This is a genomic window from Pseudomonas sp. KH_024_B2 (assembly GCF_057839965.1).
The window spans coordinates 1,637,895-1,652,933 of record NZ_CM174502.1; the positions used below are offsets into that span (position 1 = coordinate 1,637,895).

Below are 15,039 nucleotides of genomic sequence, written 5' to 3' on the forward strand. Positions count from 1 at the left end.
TTCTTCGCGGGCAAGCCCGCTCCCACAGGGCTTGCGCTCGACGCCACATAATCCTTGTAGCGAATATCAGTCGTAAATCGCTTTCTTCTTCCAGTCAGCCTCGGCTTCCACCGTCTTCAGGCCTTCGGTCAACTCATTGACTTCACCTTCTACCGGCGCAATGTTGGTCAATACCATCGAGTTGGCGCGCGCCAGGAGTTTTTCCAGGTACTTGAGCTGCTCGGTATAAACCACCGGCTCCGGTTGCTTGCGCAGGTACTGCACGCCACGTTCGAACGCCAGGCGCGCCTGACCAGGCTGGTTCTGTTGCAGGGCATGCTGCCCGAGGTTGTTGAAGAACTCGATATGCAGCAGTACCAGGATATGACGAACCTCCCTGATCCAGTGTTTGGCCTCATTGGCCGGTAGAAAACCATCCTGTGCCGCCCGTGTTATCTGGCCGTGCAAGGCTTCCAATAGAAAGCGTACATCCTTGGCTTTGGTTTCGGTCTGAATCGGTGCTGGCGGGTTGTTGACCGGAATCGACTCACCTTGGGCGACCAGTGCGTCGAGTTCAGCTATCCGCGCCTTTGCGCAGGCGTCGGATTTGTTCAGGCTCAGCAGGCGTTGAGTGACATTGAGCTCCAGCCGGGTCAACAGCAGCTTGAGTGCCGGTGTCATCAATTGGCCGGGGAAGGTCTCGGTGATTTCGCCGCAGCGGCGCAGGCGATCGTTGAGCTCGACCTTGGTGCGCGCCTTTTCCAGCTTATTGTTCTCCACCACATGGTTCATGTAGCCAATGGCGATCAGTATTGCGATCCCGGCTATTACTAGCAGGGTGATCATGAGTGGTGTCACCGTTAAGACCTCTTTATGGGGTTCGCGTGTGAGTGTAGTGGCTTGGCATATAGGCGCATAGGACTGAACGACGAGTTGAAAGGTGGCGTCGCGCGGTAGGGGTGCAGATTGCCATCATTCATTGCGCTGGACTATAACGCCTTGTCGGGTGCCAGAATATAGGCGCCAAACCCTGGGCGGGCGAAATGCCGAAACAGCCCCGGAAACCGTGGCGAAGTCATTGATTTAAATAAATTTATATCTGGGGGTTGACGACCTCCCAATCCATCCATAGAATGCGCGCCACTTACAGCGTAAAGCACACAGCAAAGCGCAGTTGAGTAGTGAATGTTGTACGTGTGTCCCCTTCGTCTAGTGGCCTAGGACACCGCCCTTTCACGGCGGTAACAGGGGTTCGAGTCCCCTAGGGGACGCCATTGCGGGAATAGCTCAGTTGGTAGAGCACGACCTTGCCAAGGTCGGGGTCGCGAGTTCGAGTCTCGTTTCCCGCTCCAATTTTTAAGCAGTGTTGCTTTCGGGCAGCACTGAGTGAAACCAGGACCAAGTCTTCGGATTAGGGTCTGGGCACTGGAATGCACACCATGTGTTTCAGTAGCGTGTCCCCTTCGTCTAGTGGCCTAGGACACCGCCCTTTCACGGCGGTAACAGGGGTTCGAGTCCCCTAGGGGACGCCATTTGCGGGAATAGCTCAGTTGGTAGAGCACGACCTTGCCAAGGTCGGGGTCGCGAGTTCGAGTCTCGTTTCCCGCTCCATTTTTACAAAAACGCCGCTCTCTGAGCGGCGTTTTTGTGTGTGCGTTATTTGGTCTCGATGTCAGATGCTGAAGCCAGCCTTGACCTGCTCGTGCAGGTGCAGAGCCGGATGGTTGCTACTGTCCGAAAGCAGATAGAGATGGTGAACCGGAAGGTCGGGTAACGCCGCCCCGGGAATTACCCGCGTCAATTCCGCGGTCATCCTGCTCTCTTCAATCATCCCCACCGCCAGCCCGCCCAGGACACAGGCCTCGACAGCGGGCGAGCTGGCGCTTTCCAGCATGATCCGATAATAGACGCCGTGCTCCTTCAATGCGTGTATAGCGGACTCGCGATAGGGGCAGCCGGTCAGTTGTACGGCAATCGGCAGAGGTGATTGCTCGGGTGCCTTGAAGTGTTCGGCGACTACCCAGACCGGTTGGATATCACACAATCGTTCGCCTTGCTCCAAGGGGTGTGCACTTACCACCAAAGCGAGATCCACTTGCTTGCGGCTGAACATGGCAAAGAGTTCGCCGCTGGATCTGGCGTCGACCTCAAGCTCCAGCATTGGATTGTCAGCGATCAGCATGGGCAGGAAATCGCGCATGAATGCTGGCGCATAGGAGTCGGGCAAGCCAAGACGAATCCTGCCCTGCATGGGTTGGGGCGTTAGCGAAGCCAGCAGCCGGTCGTGACTCTTCAGGAATTCAGTCGTTTCCGACAGTAGCTTTTTCCCGTACATCGTCAGTTCGACGCCCTGGTTATTGCGATTGAACAGCTTTTGCCCAACCAACTCCTCGAGCTTGTGAATCTGCGTCGTGACGGTTGAAGCGCTGCGATGAACATGGTTCGCAGCCTCTTTGAAACTCCTGAAACGCGCCACCGCGTGAAAGGTGCGCAGTGAATCGATATTCAATCGTTGGTTGGTAGTTCTCATTTTTTGAATTACTTATGCTGATTATTCAAATTTACAAAACAATGCCCTCAAACTAATCTTCGGTCAAGCAAGAGGGAACTTGCTCATCCAATAAGAAAGGGGGCGGTATGAAAATCAACGATCTGGTTGTTGAGTCTTTGAAAAGTGCACACGGTCTGTCTGGCCGCATATGGACGATTGAAAACGCTGAAAAATATTCGACCTTGTCTTCGCAGGCATCAGATCCCCATCAGTGGATCAGCGAAGAAATTTTTTCTCTGATGACCTCGCTCAACACCGAAGGCATGACTCGTGCCGATTTGTGTGCCGCCCCCAATGGCTACGGATCGTTGGACCAGACACTGCGGGCTGTTGCCGATGACCTGGTCGTTCTGCTGGGGCAGGACAGATTGCATTATGTGGAGTTGGGGCCGGAGCCGGTAAAGACATCGGCGCTCATCGGGTATCTGCTCGAGCATGGGGTGGAGCCTCAGGATTACACGGCCATTGATATCAACCGTGCTTCGCAAATGGCAATGCGTGATGCGGTCGAGCCGTTACTTCCTGCAGCGCAAGGATTCAACTACCTGGCGAAGAACTTCCGTGATCTGGAGCGCCACCATATTGAGCGCGGGCAGGACGTAACCCTGATCACGATGCTGGGGTTTCAGGAAGGTAATGAGTTGCCGGGCACCATCGGCGACATTATTCGAAGCGTGGGTGGCAAGCAGACCTATGTGTTGTCCGAGATGCAGCTATCAACGCCTGAGGGCGACGATCATATCCACCGCTTCTATGGGCATGCCTGCATGAGCCGGTTTTCCGATTTGATCGGTTTGAAAATGGGCCTCGAAAAACGCGGCACCCATCAGATTGTCGTTTCTGAAATTGAACATGAGGATGATCGGTACCGGGTAGCAGCAACTCTTCTGCCGGTCAGCGATGGTTGTGAAGAAGGTTACCTGCTGACCAATGTTTGCCTCAAATACACCCGCGAACAATTCATGCGAATCAGGCAGGAGTACGGCGGCTACAAGGTGATCGGCGAGTATTGCAGTGGGGATGGGAGCGTGATTTACCAGCTATCGAAATGCTGCCTGGGTTGATGCAATCCGTATAAAAAAGGGACTAAGACATGGCTAGAGAGGGCGATCTTCCTGTATTCGCGCAAGGCTTGGAGCGTATCAAACTGGCATTGCGAGCATCCTGTTTGCCTGCGTCCAGGCGCAAGCGGCCAGAGGCGTTCCTCGACACCCTTATCGAGTGGAATGACAGCTACCTGAGCAGCGCTTCACCGGTGGCAGGCTATGCCAGGAGCCTTGCCGAATTCGGCTATACGACTTCGCCCATTCAGGTTGCTACCCCTGACCAATTGACGGCGGTCGCGGAGGTCGGTGGGTTGTTTTCCGAGCAAGGAATAGTGGAGTTACGGCGTGCCTGCTACCAACTGGAGGCCGCTTCCACCACCAGCAACTGGATCATCTCCAACCGAGCGCGGGCAGCGACGCAATCCTCAACATTGATCCGGGGAATGATGAACAGTCGCGCGTTCTTGCTGGCGGTCTCCAGAATTGCAGGTGTGCCATTGGTGCCGCATCCGTTGCTGAATGCTCGCTCGCAGGTTAACTACTTCTATCCGCCAGAGACTCCAGACGACAAAGCCCAGATCGGCATGTGGCACACCGACGGCACGAGCTTTGTGTTGAACATTTTGTTGTCTGACCCCGGTGAGTACGAAGGTGGGGAGTTTGTCTACTTCGAAGGGCCTGCAGAACAATTCGATGTCCACGACTTCAGCGGGCGGTTGCGCAAGAGCAAGGTCAAAGTGTGCGGTGATGCTGTGTACATTTATGGAAGCCGGGTGTTCCACGGCGTGCGGCCGGTGACATCGGGTCGGCGCATGTCTTTGGTGCTGTCGTTCCACTGCCCTTACACCGCCGAAGACGTGAACAAGTTCTGGCATCTGGCATCCGATGATGGAGTTCTGGCCACACTCAGGCCGTGGATGAGACTTAAGCGGGATCTGTTTGTGCCGGCCTCTGAGCAGTATCGTCAGTTGGGAGCCGAGCCGATTACTTTTGCCGAGGTTGCAGCAGGCCGGGAGCACCATGGCGCCAAGGGATATGAATGAACAGTAAAAGTTCGAGCGCCAGCCCCGTGAAGCTGCTGCTGTTGCAGGCCGTGTTTGTTCTGTCGTGGAGTTCGGGATTTATCGGCGCCAAGCTGGGGGCACAGGCTGCCGGAGCGTTCAATTTGCTGTTCTGGCGCTTTTTGCTGGTGTCTGTCTGTTTGGCGTTGTTCCTGAACGTCAGGCTGATGAAGATCACCTGGTCTGAAATCAGGCATCACGCTGTGATCGGCTTTCTTTCGCAATTTCTGTATCTGAGCTGTGTCTATGTGGCCATTCAGAACGGTTTGCCGCCGGGAATCGCCGCGATCATTGCCGCCTTGCAGCCGTTGATGACGGCAGCTCTGACTTCGGCCAGTGTCACAGAGAGAAGTGGTGGGTGGCAGTGGTTGGGATTGATGATCGGTTTTGTCGGGGTGTCGATCGTCATCTCCGGGCAGTACGTGAATACCGGCGCCGATGTAGGCCTGATCATGTATCTACTGCCTTTGGTGTCGGCATTGGGCCTGACGATGGCCACCTTGTATGAGCGCCGGTCCACATTATCCCAATCCGGGCGCAGCGATCTGAGCGTATCGCTGTTTATCCAGTCGCTTTTCACGTTGTTGGGCTTCGGTGTGGCGGTGCTCTATACCGACTCCTTGCGCATACCCAGTGAGCCTGACGTCCTGATCTCGGTAGTGTGGTTGACAGTGTTTTCCACCTTTGTGGCTTACCTGAGTCTGTGGATGTTGCTGCGTGAGATGACTGCTACCCATGTTGCGGTGCTGGTCTATCTGGAGCCACCGGTGACTCTGGTCTGGGCGGCCCTGGTATTTGGCGATGTTATTTACGGCACCACGTATGTGGGGATTGCGGTGGTGGTAGCTGGATTGATTATGGTGCGGCTCAAACAGCCAGCCATTGCAAAAGACACGCAGCAGCTCTTGAGCAAATAAAAAAGGCCCGTCGGTTTAACCGAACGGGCCTTTTGCGTTACCGATCGTGGATCAGTGCTTGCTGTCCTGATTCGACATCGACAGCAGCTGTTTTTCCTGGTTCCAGTCGAAGGGTTCGTCGTTCTGCTCAGCTTCGTAACGACGATCTTCGAGAGCCTGATACAGGTCGATCTCGTCGTCGGGCATGAAGTGCAGGCAGTCGCCGGCGAAGTACCACAGCAGGTCGCGCGGTACCAGGTGGGCAATCTGTGGATAACGCGCGATGACCTGGCAGAGAATGTCCTGACCCAGGTATTGGCTTTCGATCGGGTCCACCGGCAGCTGCAGCATCAGCTCATCGAAGCGCTCGAGGAAAAGCTCGTGGCTTTCTTCCGGCACCTGTTCGGCTTCACCCAAGGCGACCAGGATGCTGCGCAGGTGTGCGAGCAGGGCGAGAGTGTGGTCGAGCATAACGGGAGTCCTCTAGAACTAAAGCAAAACGGGCGCGGAAGTATATAACTCCGGCGCCCGCTTTTCATAATTGAACAGCTATACGGATTGTCTTAGCGGGTTTTGCCCTCGCTGAGCGTCAGTTCAGCCTGGGAGAAATCATCGACGTCGATGACCTTGCGTCGTGCCGCTTCTGCCTCGCGCAAGGTCTGCGCCTCAACCGGTTGCAAGACGCCAGCCTCCAGCGCGGCATCGATGGCAGATTCCCCAACGGTGGGCTTGACCTGGCCACTTCTCAGTGCGGTATTGAGTTTTTTCTGTAGCGCCTTGGCGGCGTTCAGCAAGTTGCAGGCGTGCTGCAGGGCGCCAACCGGATCCTCTGTCGATTGTGGGCGATAGCAGCCCGCCAGCAACTCCTCCAGGGTTGGATCGCCTTTGGCGCGGCCGATGACTGCTGCGACTTTGGCGCCCAGTTTGTCTGACGGTCCTTTGTGCCGACGCCCGAACGGGAACACCATCACCCGCAGCAGACAGCCAAGTATCTTGTTCGGGAAGTTGCGCAGCAGTTCGTCCAGCGCACGTTCGGACTGGCCGAGGCTCTCCTCCATGGCCCAGACGAACAGCGGATGCATATGCTCCGGCGAGTCGAGATCGTGATAACGCTTGAGAGCGGCAGAGGCCAGGTACAGGTGACTGAGCACATCGCCGAGACGTGCGGACAGCCGTTCGCGGCGTTTCAGTTCGCCGCCCAGCAGCATCATGCTGAGGTCGGCAAGCAAGGCAAAGGCCGCGGCCTGACGGTTGAGGGCGCGGAAGTAGCCCTGGCTGAGCTTGTCCCCCGGCGCGTGTTCGAAATGTCCAAGACCAAGGTTCAGCACCAGGGTGCTGGCGGCGTTGCTCACGGCAAAGCCGATGTGTTTGAGCAGCAGTCCGTCGAATTCGATCAGGGCCTGTTGTTTGTCTTCGCGGCCGGCGAGGGTCATTTCCTCGAGTACGAACGGATGGCAGCGAATAGCGCCCTGGCCGAAGATCATCAAGTTACGTGTAAGGATGTTCGCACCTTCGACCGTGACGGAAATGGGCGCTCCTTGCCAGGCACGCGCCAGGTAGTTGTTCGGCCCCATGATGATGGCCTTGCCGCCGTGGACATCCATGGCGTGGCTGACGCACTCGCGGCCGCGTTCGGTGAGGTGGTATTTGAGAATGGCCGAGGGTACCGACGGTTTTTCGCCGAGGTCTACTGCGTTGGCGGTGAGCATCCGCGCGCTGTCCATCAGCCAGGTATTACCGCCGATCCGTGCCAGTACTTCCTGAATCCCTTCGAAGGCGGACAGCGGAGCGTTGAACTGTTCGCGAACTTGCGCATATTGGCCCGCCACCAGGCTGCTGAACTTGCCCGCAGCGGTACCGATGGCAGGCAGCGAAATGGAGCGCCCGACCGACAGGCAGTTCATCAGCATCATCCAGCCCTGGCCGAGCATCTCCTGACCGCCGATGATGAATTCCAGCGGCACGAACACATCCTTGCCGCAGGTCGGGCCGTTCATGAATGAGGCGCCCAGTGGCAGGTGACGGCGGCCGATTTCTACACCGGGGGTCCGGGTTGGTATCAATGCGAGGCTGATTCCCAGGTCGACTTTGTCGCCCAGTAAATGGTCCGGGTCATAGGCCTTGAAGGCCAGGCCGATCAAGGTGGCAACCGGGCCGAGGGTGATGTAACGCTTTTCCCAGTTCAGGCGCAGGCCAAGGGTTTCCTTGCCTTCCCATTCACCTTTGCAAATCACCCCGGTGTCCGTCATCCCGCCGACGTTGGAGCCGGCTATCGGGCCAGTCAGGGCAAAGCAGGGGATATCGTCGCCGCGGGCCAGCCGTGGCAGGTAATGATTGCGTTGTTCTTCGGTGCCGTAATGCAGCAGCAGTTCTGCCGGGCCGAGGGAGTTGGGCACCATGACGGTGGATGCCAGGTCGCCGCTGCGGGTCGCCAGTTTCATCGCTATCTGGGAGTGGGCATAAGCCGAGAAGCCTTTGCCACCGTATTCTCTGGGAATGATCAGGGCAAAAAAGCCGTGCTGTTTGATGTGATCCCAGGCTTGGGGCGGCAGATCCATCAATTGGCTGATCTGCCAGTCGCTGACCATGGCGCAGAGCTCTTCGGTCGGGCCATCGATGAACGCTTGTTCCTCTTCGCTCAGTTGCGCTTTCGGATAGGCCAGCAGCTTGTTCCAGTTCGGGCGCCCGCTGAACAGTTCGCCGTCCCACCAGACCGTGCCGGCTTCAATGGCCTCGCGCTCGGTTTGCGACATCGGCGGCAGGTTTTTTTGAAACCAGCTGAACAGCGGCGCGGTGAAGAGTTTGCGTCGCAGGTCCGGCAGCAACAGGGGTGCGGCCACGGCCGCGAGCATCACCCAGAAAATCAGTAGCAGCCAGACGGGTGCATGGCTGAAGAGGCCCATCGCCAGCAGGTAGGCAGCGATTACGCCCAAAGCGGGCAGAGGCGCAGTGCGGCGATGTGCCAGGTAGGCAATCCCGACCACCAGAACCAGTATCCACAACAGCAGCATATTCAATCCTCCGTGAAACCAGGGGCAAAAACCACTCTCAGAGCTTAGACGGCATCCATAAAAGTGGGGGCGCAACGATGGGTTTGAATGTGTAGGAAGCATCGGTGAAATTCGTGAGTTATCTCGATGCAGACCGCAAACTTGGCCGAAACATCGTTATCTCTGGGCCTGGGCTGTCGCTAGACTCGTGGCTTCCCCAGGAGATTGTTCTCATGCACGAGTATCTGAGTCCCGGCCGCTTCATCGACAGTGACCACCCATCGGTGGTGGCGTTCGCCGAAACCCATCGCGGCAGCAGTCGTGATCCGCTCGAACAGGCGATCAATCTCTATTCCGCGGTGCGCGAGGCCGTGCGCTACAACCCGTACACCTTCAGTCGTGACCCTGAGACCTTGCGCGGCAGTTACGCGCTGGCGACCGGTGAAAGCTACTGCGTGCCCAAGGCCACCTTGCTCGCCGGATGCGCCCGGCATTGCGGGATCGCCGCGCGGATCGGTCTGGCGGATGTGCGTAATCACCTGTCGACGCCGCGCTTGCTTGAGCTGCTCCGAAGCGATGTGTTCGCCATGCACGGCTACACCGAGCTGTATTTGCAGGGGCGTTGGGTCAAGGCCACGCCGGCGTTCAACCAGCAATTGTGCGAGCTGTTCAACGTGGCGCCGCTTGCGTTCGACGGAGTCAACGACAGCGTGTTTCATCCGTTCAATCGACAGGGCGAGCAGTTGATGGAGTACCTGGTGGATCACGGGACGTTCGCGGATGTACCTGAAGACTTCTTCTTCGAGCACCTGGAAAAGTGCTATCCGCATTTGTTCAGCGATCAGCTGCCAGCCCTGCTGGGTGATATGCAGACCGATTTGAGTCGTGCCTGATCCGGCGTAGACTGCCCCGGCATTCATCCATCAAGGAGCGGTCATGCTGAAGATCTGGGGTCGGAAAAATTCGTCGAATGTCAGAAAGCCGTTGTGGGCCGCCGAAGAGCTGGGCCTGGCCTGCGAAGCCATCGACGCCGGCGGTGCCTTTGGCGTGGTCGACACGCCTGAGTACCGCGCGATGAATCCCAACGGCCGCGTGCCGGTGATCGAAGACGACGGTTTTGTGCTGTGGGAATCCAACACCATCGTCCGTTACCTGATGGCCCGCCATGCCAGTGGTACTGCCTGGTATCCGATGGACCTGCAGGCCCGTGCCTCTGCCGAAAAGTGGATGGACTGGACCACCTCAAGTTTTGCCGCCCCGTTCCGCACAGTATTCTGGGGCGTGTTGCGTACCCCCCAGGACCAGCAGGACTGGTCGGCCATCAGAGCCGCGATCCAGGAGTGCGACGGCTTGCTGTCGATGGCTGATCAAGCGCTGGCGGCTAAACCGTACCTGTCCGGCGACGAGATCGGCATGGGCGACATTCCCTTGGGCAGTTTCATTTATGCCTGGTTCGAGATGCCGATCGAGCGCGCGCCGCAGCCTCATCTCGAAGCCTGGTACGCGCGGTTGAAACAGCGTCCGGCCTATCAGAAGGCGGTCATGACCGCGTTGACTTAATACTCACTATCGACACGCTTGACTGTACTTGTGGGGCGTCGACAAGCACCATTGGTCTTGTTCGTCGCCGTTGTATTCCGCGCGATCCGCCCTTATTTGTAACTTTCTTCCCTTCCTGGTGCATAAATCCGATATGAGTTCCGCTCTGTCCATCCGGCAGCTAACCAAAACCTACGGCAACGGTTTCCAGGCCCTGAGTGGTATCGATCTGGAAGTCGCCGAAGGTGACTTTTTCGCCTTGCTCGGCCCCAACGGCGCCGGCAAATCCACCACCATCGGCATTCTCTCGACCCTGGTGAACAAGACCAGCGGCACGGTGAACATCTTCGGTCACGACCTGGATCGTGAACCGGCGGCGCTCAAGCGCTGTATCGGTGTGGTGCCGCAAGAATTCAACTTCAACCAGTTCGAAAAAACCTTCGACATTGTCGTGACTCAAGCTGGCTATTACGGCATCCCGCCGAAAATCGCCAAGGAGCGGGCCGAGCAATACCTGACCCAGCTCGGCCTGTGGGACAAGCGTGATGTCCCGTCGCGTTCGCTGTCCGGCGGCATGAAACGCCGACTGATGATCGCTCGCGCGCTGGTGCATGAACCGCGCCTGCTGATCCTCGACGAACCGACTGCCGGGGTGGATATCGAGTTGCGTCGTTCGATGTGGACCTTCCTCACCGAGCTGAATCAGAAAGGCATCACCATCATCCTCACCACCCATTACCTGGAAGAGGCTGAGCAGTTGTGCCGCAACATCGGCATCATCGACCATGGGACCATTGTCGAGAACACCAGCATGCGGCAGTTGCTTGGCCAGCTGCATGTCGAGACCTTTCTGCTCGATTTGAAAAGCGACATGAAGGTTGCGCCGCAGTTGATCGGCTATCCGAACCGTCTGGTCGACGGCCACACTCTGGAAGTCCAGGTCGATAAAGCGGTTGGCATCACCGCGCTGTTTGGTCAATTGGCCGCGCAAAACATCGAAGTGTTGAGCTTGCGTAATAAAACCAATCGCCTCGAGGAGTTGTTCGTGTCCCTGGTGGAGAAAAATCTGTCGAAGGTGGCGGTATGAGTTCCGAGCTGCAACCCAACCTCGTTGCACTCAATACCATCGTCTACCGTGAAGTCCGGCGCTTTACCCGGATCTGGCCGCAAACCCTGCTGCCGCCGGCGATCACCATGGTTTTGTACTTCGTGATCTTCGGCAACCTGATCGGCCGGCAGATCGGCGATATGGGTGGTTTCACCTATATGGAATACATCGTGCCCGGGTTGATCATGATGTCCGTGATCACCAACTCCTACGGTAACGTGGTCTCGAGTTTCTTCGGTAGCAAGTTCCAGCGTTCCATCGAAGAACTGATGGTTTCGCCGGTTTCGCCGCACACCATTCTGATTGGCTACACCCTGGGCGGCGTGTTGCGCGGGTTGATGGTCGGGCTGATTGTGACGCTGCTGTCGCTGTTCTTCACCGATCTGCAGGTCCATCACTTGGGCGTGACCATTCTGGTGGTGGTGCTGACGGCGACGATCTTCTCGCTGCTGGGGTTCATCAACGCTGTGTTTGCCCGTAACTTCGACGATATCTCGATTATCCCGACCTTCGTGCTGACGCCACTGACCTATCTGGGTGGAGTGTTCTACTCGATTACCTTGTTGCCGCCGTTCTGGCAGGTCGTGTCGCTGGCCAACCCGGTGCTGCATATGGTCAACGCCTTCCGCTACGGCATCCTCGGGGTGTCGGATATCAGGATCAGTGTGGCCATCACCTTCATGCTGGTCGCGACGGTGGTGCTGTATATCGGTTGCGCCCGTCTGCTGGTCAGCGGGCGGGGTATGCGCACGTAGGATCAAAACTGCACCTGTAGGAGCGAGCTTGCTCGCGATGGACGTTAACGATAACGCGTGTTTTCTGAATAAACGCGTCGCCCTTGAGTCCATCGCGAGCAAGCTCGCTCCCACAGGGGGGCAGCGTTCGCTTAAGTGATAGGCATTAACCTCAAGGGCGTTGTTACAGGCGACTTTTCTTGCGCCGCTTCCATTGTCGTCCGACCCACCAGCGCCAGTAGGTCATGGTCAGGCAATAGGCGAGGGCGCCGAGGGCCAGTCCGGTGACCACCGAGCCCAGCAGGAAAGGTTGCCACAGTGTCGACAACTCGCCGCTGATCCATTCCCAGGTCAGCTCGTCCGGCAAGCTTCGGGCCGGCACGTCCATCAGCCAGGCGCCCGTCTGGTACGTGCAGAAAAACACCGCAGGCATGGTAATCGGGTTGGTCAACCAGACCAGGCTGACGGCAATCGGCAGGTTGCCGCGCACCGTTATCGCCAGAACCGCTGCCAGCAGCATCTGCAATGGAATGGGCAGAAACGCCGCGAACAAACCCACCGCCATGGCGCGTGCTACCGAGTGGCGATTGAGGTGCCAAAGGTTCGGGTCATGCAGCAGCGTGCCGAGAAAGCGTAAGGATTTGTGTTCCCGGATGCTGGTCGGATCGGGCATGTAACGTTTGAATAAGCGCCGGGGCATAGGGCTTCTCGGTCGGTTCAAGCGGCAAGTATGCCCGGATTCTACGGATGACAAATTCAGACTTTGTGACAATTAATAAAGTTGTGCCCGCGCGACTCGGCTATTCCGTGAGAAACGACTCTCAAGGACGGGCTTATGCGCACAGGGATGTTTGCGCTCGCGTTGGGTCTGTTGACTCTGCGCTTCTTGCCGGCGCTGCCGCCGATCTGGCTATTGCTGCTGTTGCCAATATCGGGATTGATGCTTCTACCCTTTCGGACTTATCCACTGGCGTTTTTTCTGTTCGGCTTCAGTTGGGCGTGTGCGAGTGCGCAATGGGCGTTGAACGATCGCCTGGCGCCCAGTCTCGACGGGCAAACCCTTTGGGTCGAAGGGCGCGTGACGGGCTTGCCGCAGAACGCTGATGGCATGGTGCGTTTCGAGCTTGAGGAGGGGCGATCGCGGCGCAGCCAATTGCCCCGGCGGATGCGGCTGGCCTGGTATGGCGGGCCGCCGGTCAACAGTGGCGAGCGCTGGCGACTGGCGGTCAAGCTCAAGCGTCCGCATGGCCTGGTCAATCCCCATGCCCCTGATTACGAGGCCGGTTTGCTGGCCAGGCGAATCGGTGCCACTGGAACGATCAAGGACGGTCAGTTGCTGGCCCCGGCGCAGTGGGCATGGCGTGATCGAATCCGCCAGCGCTTGCTGAGTGTCGATGCCAACGGCCGCGCCAATGCCCTGGCCGCGCTGGTGCTGGGCGATGGTTCCGGTCTGACGGCGCAGGACTGGCAGGTGCTCCAGGACACCGGTACGGTGCACTTGCTGGTGATTTCCGGTCAGCACATCGGTTTGCTGGCCGGGTTGATCTACGCCTTGATCGCCGGGCTGGCACGTTATGGCTGTTGGTCGCGTGATTGGCCCTGGCTACCCTGGGCGTGCGGCCTGGCATTTGCCACGGCGCTCGGCTATGGCGTACTGGCCGGTTTTCAGGTTCCGGTGCAACGGGCTTGTGTGATGCTTGGCCTGGTATTGCTCTGGCGGTTGCGCTTTCGTCATCTGGGGGCCTGGTGGCCACTGATGCTGGCGCTGAACGCGGTGTTGATCCTGGAACCCCTGGCCAGCTTGCAGCCGGGGTTCTGGCTGTCCTTCGTCGCGGTGGCGGTGCTGATTTTTACCTTCAGTGCTCGACTGGGAGCCTGGCAGTGGTGGCAGGCCTGGACCCGTGCCCAGTGGCTGATCGCTATAGGCTTGTTGCCGATGCTGCTGGTTCTCGGTCTGCCCATCAGCATCAGCGGACCGCTGGTCAATCTGGTAGCGGTGCCCTGGATCAGTCTCGCGATATTGCCGCTGGCCTTGCTTGGCACAGCCCTGCTGGCAGTGCCGTATCTCGGGGAGGGGTTACTGTGGCTAGCCGGTGGTCTGCTCGATGGCTTGTTCCGGTTTTTGCGGCTGGTGGCCGCCGGTCTCCCGGCCTGGATGCCGCAGGCGCTGCCGGTCTGGGCCTGGGGGTTGAGTGGTCTGGGAGCCGTGATGCTGTTGTTGCCCACGGGCATACCCCTGCGACTGCTGGGTTGGCCGATGCTGTTGATGGCAGTGTTCGCTCCAGGAAAAAAGGTGCCTGTGGGCGAGGTGGAAGTCTGGCAACTGGATGTTGGCCAGGGCCTGGCCTACATCCTGCGAACTCACCAGCACGCGATGCTCTACGACGCTGGTCCGCGTTTCGCCGGGCTGGACCAGGGCGCACGCGTGGTGTTGCCGACCTTGCGCAAGCTGGGTATTCGCGAGCTGGATTTGATGCTGATCAGCCATGCCCATGCCGACCATGCCGGTGGCGCCATTGCGGTGCAGCGTGGACTGCCGGTCAAGCGGCTGCTCAGTGGCGAGCCGGGTGATCTGCCCGGGGCGCTGAAGGCTCAGCCTTGTATTACCGGCGAGAACTGGGAATGGGATGGAGTGAAGTTTTCCCTGTGGCAGTGGTCGGCCGCCGGTGACAGCAATCAGCATTCCTGCGTGTTATGGGTTCAAGCCAAGGGTGAACGCCTGTTGTTGGCAGGAGACATCGACGCCCGCGCCGAGCGCGCCCTGCTCAAGAGTCCCATGGCACAGCCTGTGGACTGGTTGCAGGCGCCTCATCATGGCAGCCGCAGTTCGTCGTCGCGGGAATTTCTTGAGGCGTTACGGCCCAGGGCTTCGTTGATTTCCCGTGGGCACGGCAACAGTTTCGGTCATCCTCATCCCGAGGTGCTGCAGCGTTACCGGGAGTTGGGCATTCAGGCTTATGACAGCGTTGAACAAGGTGCGCTGCGTTTGCAGCTCGGGACTTTCGAGGGACCTCGGGGATTACGCGACCAGCGGCGCTTTTGGCACGAGATACCGCCGCAGAGCAGGTAAAGGGGGCAAGCGACATACCGCACTTCGGTGCGTCGACCCCCTATGTTAGAGTGACGCACTTTTTC

At 58.2% G+C, this 15,039-nt stretch carries 13 protein-coding genes and 4 tRNA genes; 12 read left to right on the forward strand and 5 right to left on the reverse strand.

The features are described from left to right. Window positions 1-66: 66 nt before the first annotated feature. The gene (locus AC3I0A_RS07720; RefSeq protein WP_489377079.1) at window positions 67-837 is read right to left on the reverse strand and encodes a hypothetical protein; all 771 of its coding nucleotides are present in this window, start codon (window positions 835-837) and stop codon (window positions 67-69) included. A 340-nt stretch (window positions 838-1,177) separates the two neighbouring features. On the opposite strand from AC3I0A_RS07720, the gene AC3I0A_RS07725 reads away from it, so the two are divergent. The 4 genes from AC3I0A_RS07725 to AC3I0A_RS07740 all read left to right on the forward strand — a co-directional run bounded on the left by AC3I0A_RS07725 (window position 1,178) and on the right by AC3I0A_RS07740 (window position 1,590). Then, window positions 1,178-1,253, forward strand: a tRNA-Glu gene (locus AC3I0A_RS07725). Window positions 1,254-1,255: 2 nt separating this feature from the next. Continuing rightward, a tRNA-Gly gene (locus AC3I0A_RS07730) sits at window positions 1,256-1,331 on the forward strand. 104 nt (window positions 1,332-1,435) lie between these two features. Beyond that, window positions 1,436-1,511: transfer RNA gene (locus AC3I0A_RS07735), tRNA-Glu, on the forward strand. A 3-nt stretch (window positions 1,512-1,514) separates the two neighbouring features. Further along, window positions 1,515-1,590: transfer RNA gene (locus AC3I0A_RS07740), tRNA-Gly, on the forward strand. 61 nt (window positions 1,591-1,651) lie between these two features. Here the strand turns inward: AC3I0A_RS07740 and AC3I0A_RS07745 are convergent. Next, window positions 1,652-2,509 (reverse strand): LysR family transcriptional regulator, encoded by an 858-nt coding sequence (locus AC3I0A_RS07745; protein ID WP_489377081.1) that lies wholly within the window; start codon window positions 2,507-2,509, stop codon window positions 1,652-1,654. A gap of 107 nt (window positions 2,510-2,616) precedes the next feature. On the opposite strand from AC3I0A_RS07745, the gene AC3I0A_RS07750 reads away from it, so the two are divergent. From AC3I0A_RS07750 to AC3I0A_RS07760, 3 genes are read left to right on the forward strand one after another with little or no spacing between them, the layout of a single operon-like run. Further along, the gene (locus AC3I0A_RS07750) at window positions 2,617-3,594 is read left to right on the forward strand and encodes a hypothetical protein (protein ID WP_489377082.1); all 978 of its coding nucleotides are present in this window, start codon (window positions 2,617-2,619) and stop codon (window positions 3,592-3,594) included. 29 nt (window positions 3,595-3,623) lie between these two features. After that, window positions 3,624-4,619 (forward strand): 2OG-Fe(II) oxygenase family protein, encoded by a 996-nt coding sequence (locus AC3I0A_RS07755; protein ID WP_489377084.1) that lies wholly within the window; start codon window positions 3,624-3,626, stop codon window positions 4,617-4,619. Continuing rightward, a complete protein-coding gene (locus tag AC3I0A_RS07760) occupies window positions 4,616-5,554 on the forward strand; it encodes a DMT family transporter (RefSeq protein WP_489377086.1) in 939 nt (312 codons plus the stop codon). The genes AC3I0A_RS07755 and AC3I0A_RS07760 overlap by 4 nt, the downstream gene beginning before the upstream one ends. A 51-nt stretch (window positions 5,555-5,605) precedes the next feature. On the opposite strand, the gene AC3I0A_RS07765 is transcribed toward AC3I0A_RS07760, so the two are convergent. Both AC3I0A_RS07765 and AC3I0A_RS07770 read right to left on the reverse strand, forming a co-directional pair. Continuing rightward, the gene (locus tag AC3I0A_RS07765) at window positions 5,606-6,004 is read right to left on the reverse strand and encodes a PA2817 family protein (RefSeq protein WP_489377088.1); all 399 of its coding nucleotides are present in this window, start codon (window positions 6,002-6,004) and stop codon (window positions 5,606-5,608) included. A 92-nt stretch (window positions 6,005-6,096) separates the two neighbouring features. After that, on the reverse strand, window positions 6,097-8,544 hold the full coding sequence (locus tag AC3I0A_RS07770; RefSeq protein WP_489377089.1) for an acyl-CoA dehydrogenase: 2,448 nt from the start codon (window positions 8,542-8,544) through the stop codon (window positions 6,097-6,099). 212 nt (window positions 8,545-8,756) lie between these two features. On the opposite strand from AC3I0A_RS07770, the gene AC3I0A_RS07775 reads away from it, so the two are divergent. From AC3I0A_RS07775 to AC3I0A_RS07790, 4 genes are all read left to right on the forward strand, one after another. After that, the gene (locus AC3I0A_RS07775) at window positions 8,757-9,416 is read left to right on the forward strand and encodes a transglutaminase-like domain-containing protein (RefSeq protein WP_489377090.1); all 660 of its coding nucleotides are present in this window, start codon (window positions 8,757-8,759) and stop codon (window positions 9,414-9,416) included. A gap of 43 nt (window positions 9,417-9,459) precedes the next feature. Beyond that, on the forward strand, window positions 9,460-10,083 hold the full coding sequence (locus tag AC3I0A_RS07780; RefSeq protein WP_489377091.1) for a glutathione S-transferase family protein: 624 nt from the start codon (window positions 9,460-9,462) through the stop codon (window positions 10,081-10,083). A 133-nt stretch (window positions 10,084-10,216) separates the two neighbouring features. Further along, on the forward strand, window positions 10,217-11,149 hold the full coding sequence (locus tag AC3I0A_RS07785) for an ABC transporter ATP-binding protein (protein WP_489377092.1): 933 nt from the start codon (window positions 10,217-10,219) through the stop codon (window positions 11,147-11,149). Then, window positions 11,146-11,925: an ABC transporter permease gene (locus tag AC3I0A_RS07790; protein WP_489377093.1), complete on the forward strand. Its 780-nt coding sequence runs from the start codon at window positions 11,146-11,148 to the stop codon at window positions 11,923-11,925. The genes AC3I0A_RS07785 and AC3I0A_RS07790 overlap by 4 nt, the downstream gene beginning before the upstream one ends. A 163-nt stretch (window positions 11,926-12,088) precedes the next feature. Here the strand turns inward: AC3I0A_RS07790 and AC3I0A_RS07795 are convergent, their stop codons facing one another. Then, window positions 12,089-12,604, reverse strand: coding sequence for a DUF2062 domain-containing protein (locus AC3I0A_RS07795; protein ID WP_489377094.1), 516 nt, complete (start codon window positions 12,602-12,604; stop codon window positions 12,089-12,091). A gap of 135 nt (window positions 12,605-12,739) precedes the next feature. Here AC3I0A_RS07795 and AC3I0A_RS07800 point away from each other — a divergent pair, with 135 nt between their 5' ends. After that, window positions 12,740-14,974: a DNA internalization-related competence protein ComEC/Rec2 gene (locus tag AC3I0A_RS07800; RefSeq protein ID WP_489377096.1), complete on the forward strand. Its 2,235-nt coding sequence runs from the start codon at window positions 12,740-12,742 to the stop codon at window positions 14,972-14,974. Window positions 14,975-15,039: the final 65 nt, after the last annotated feature.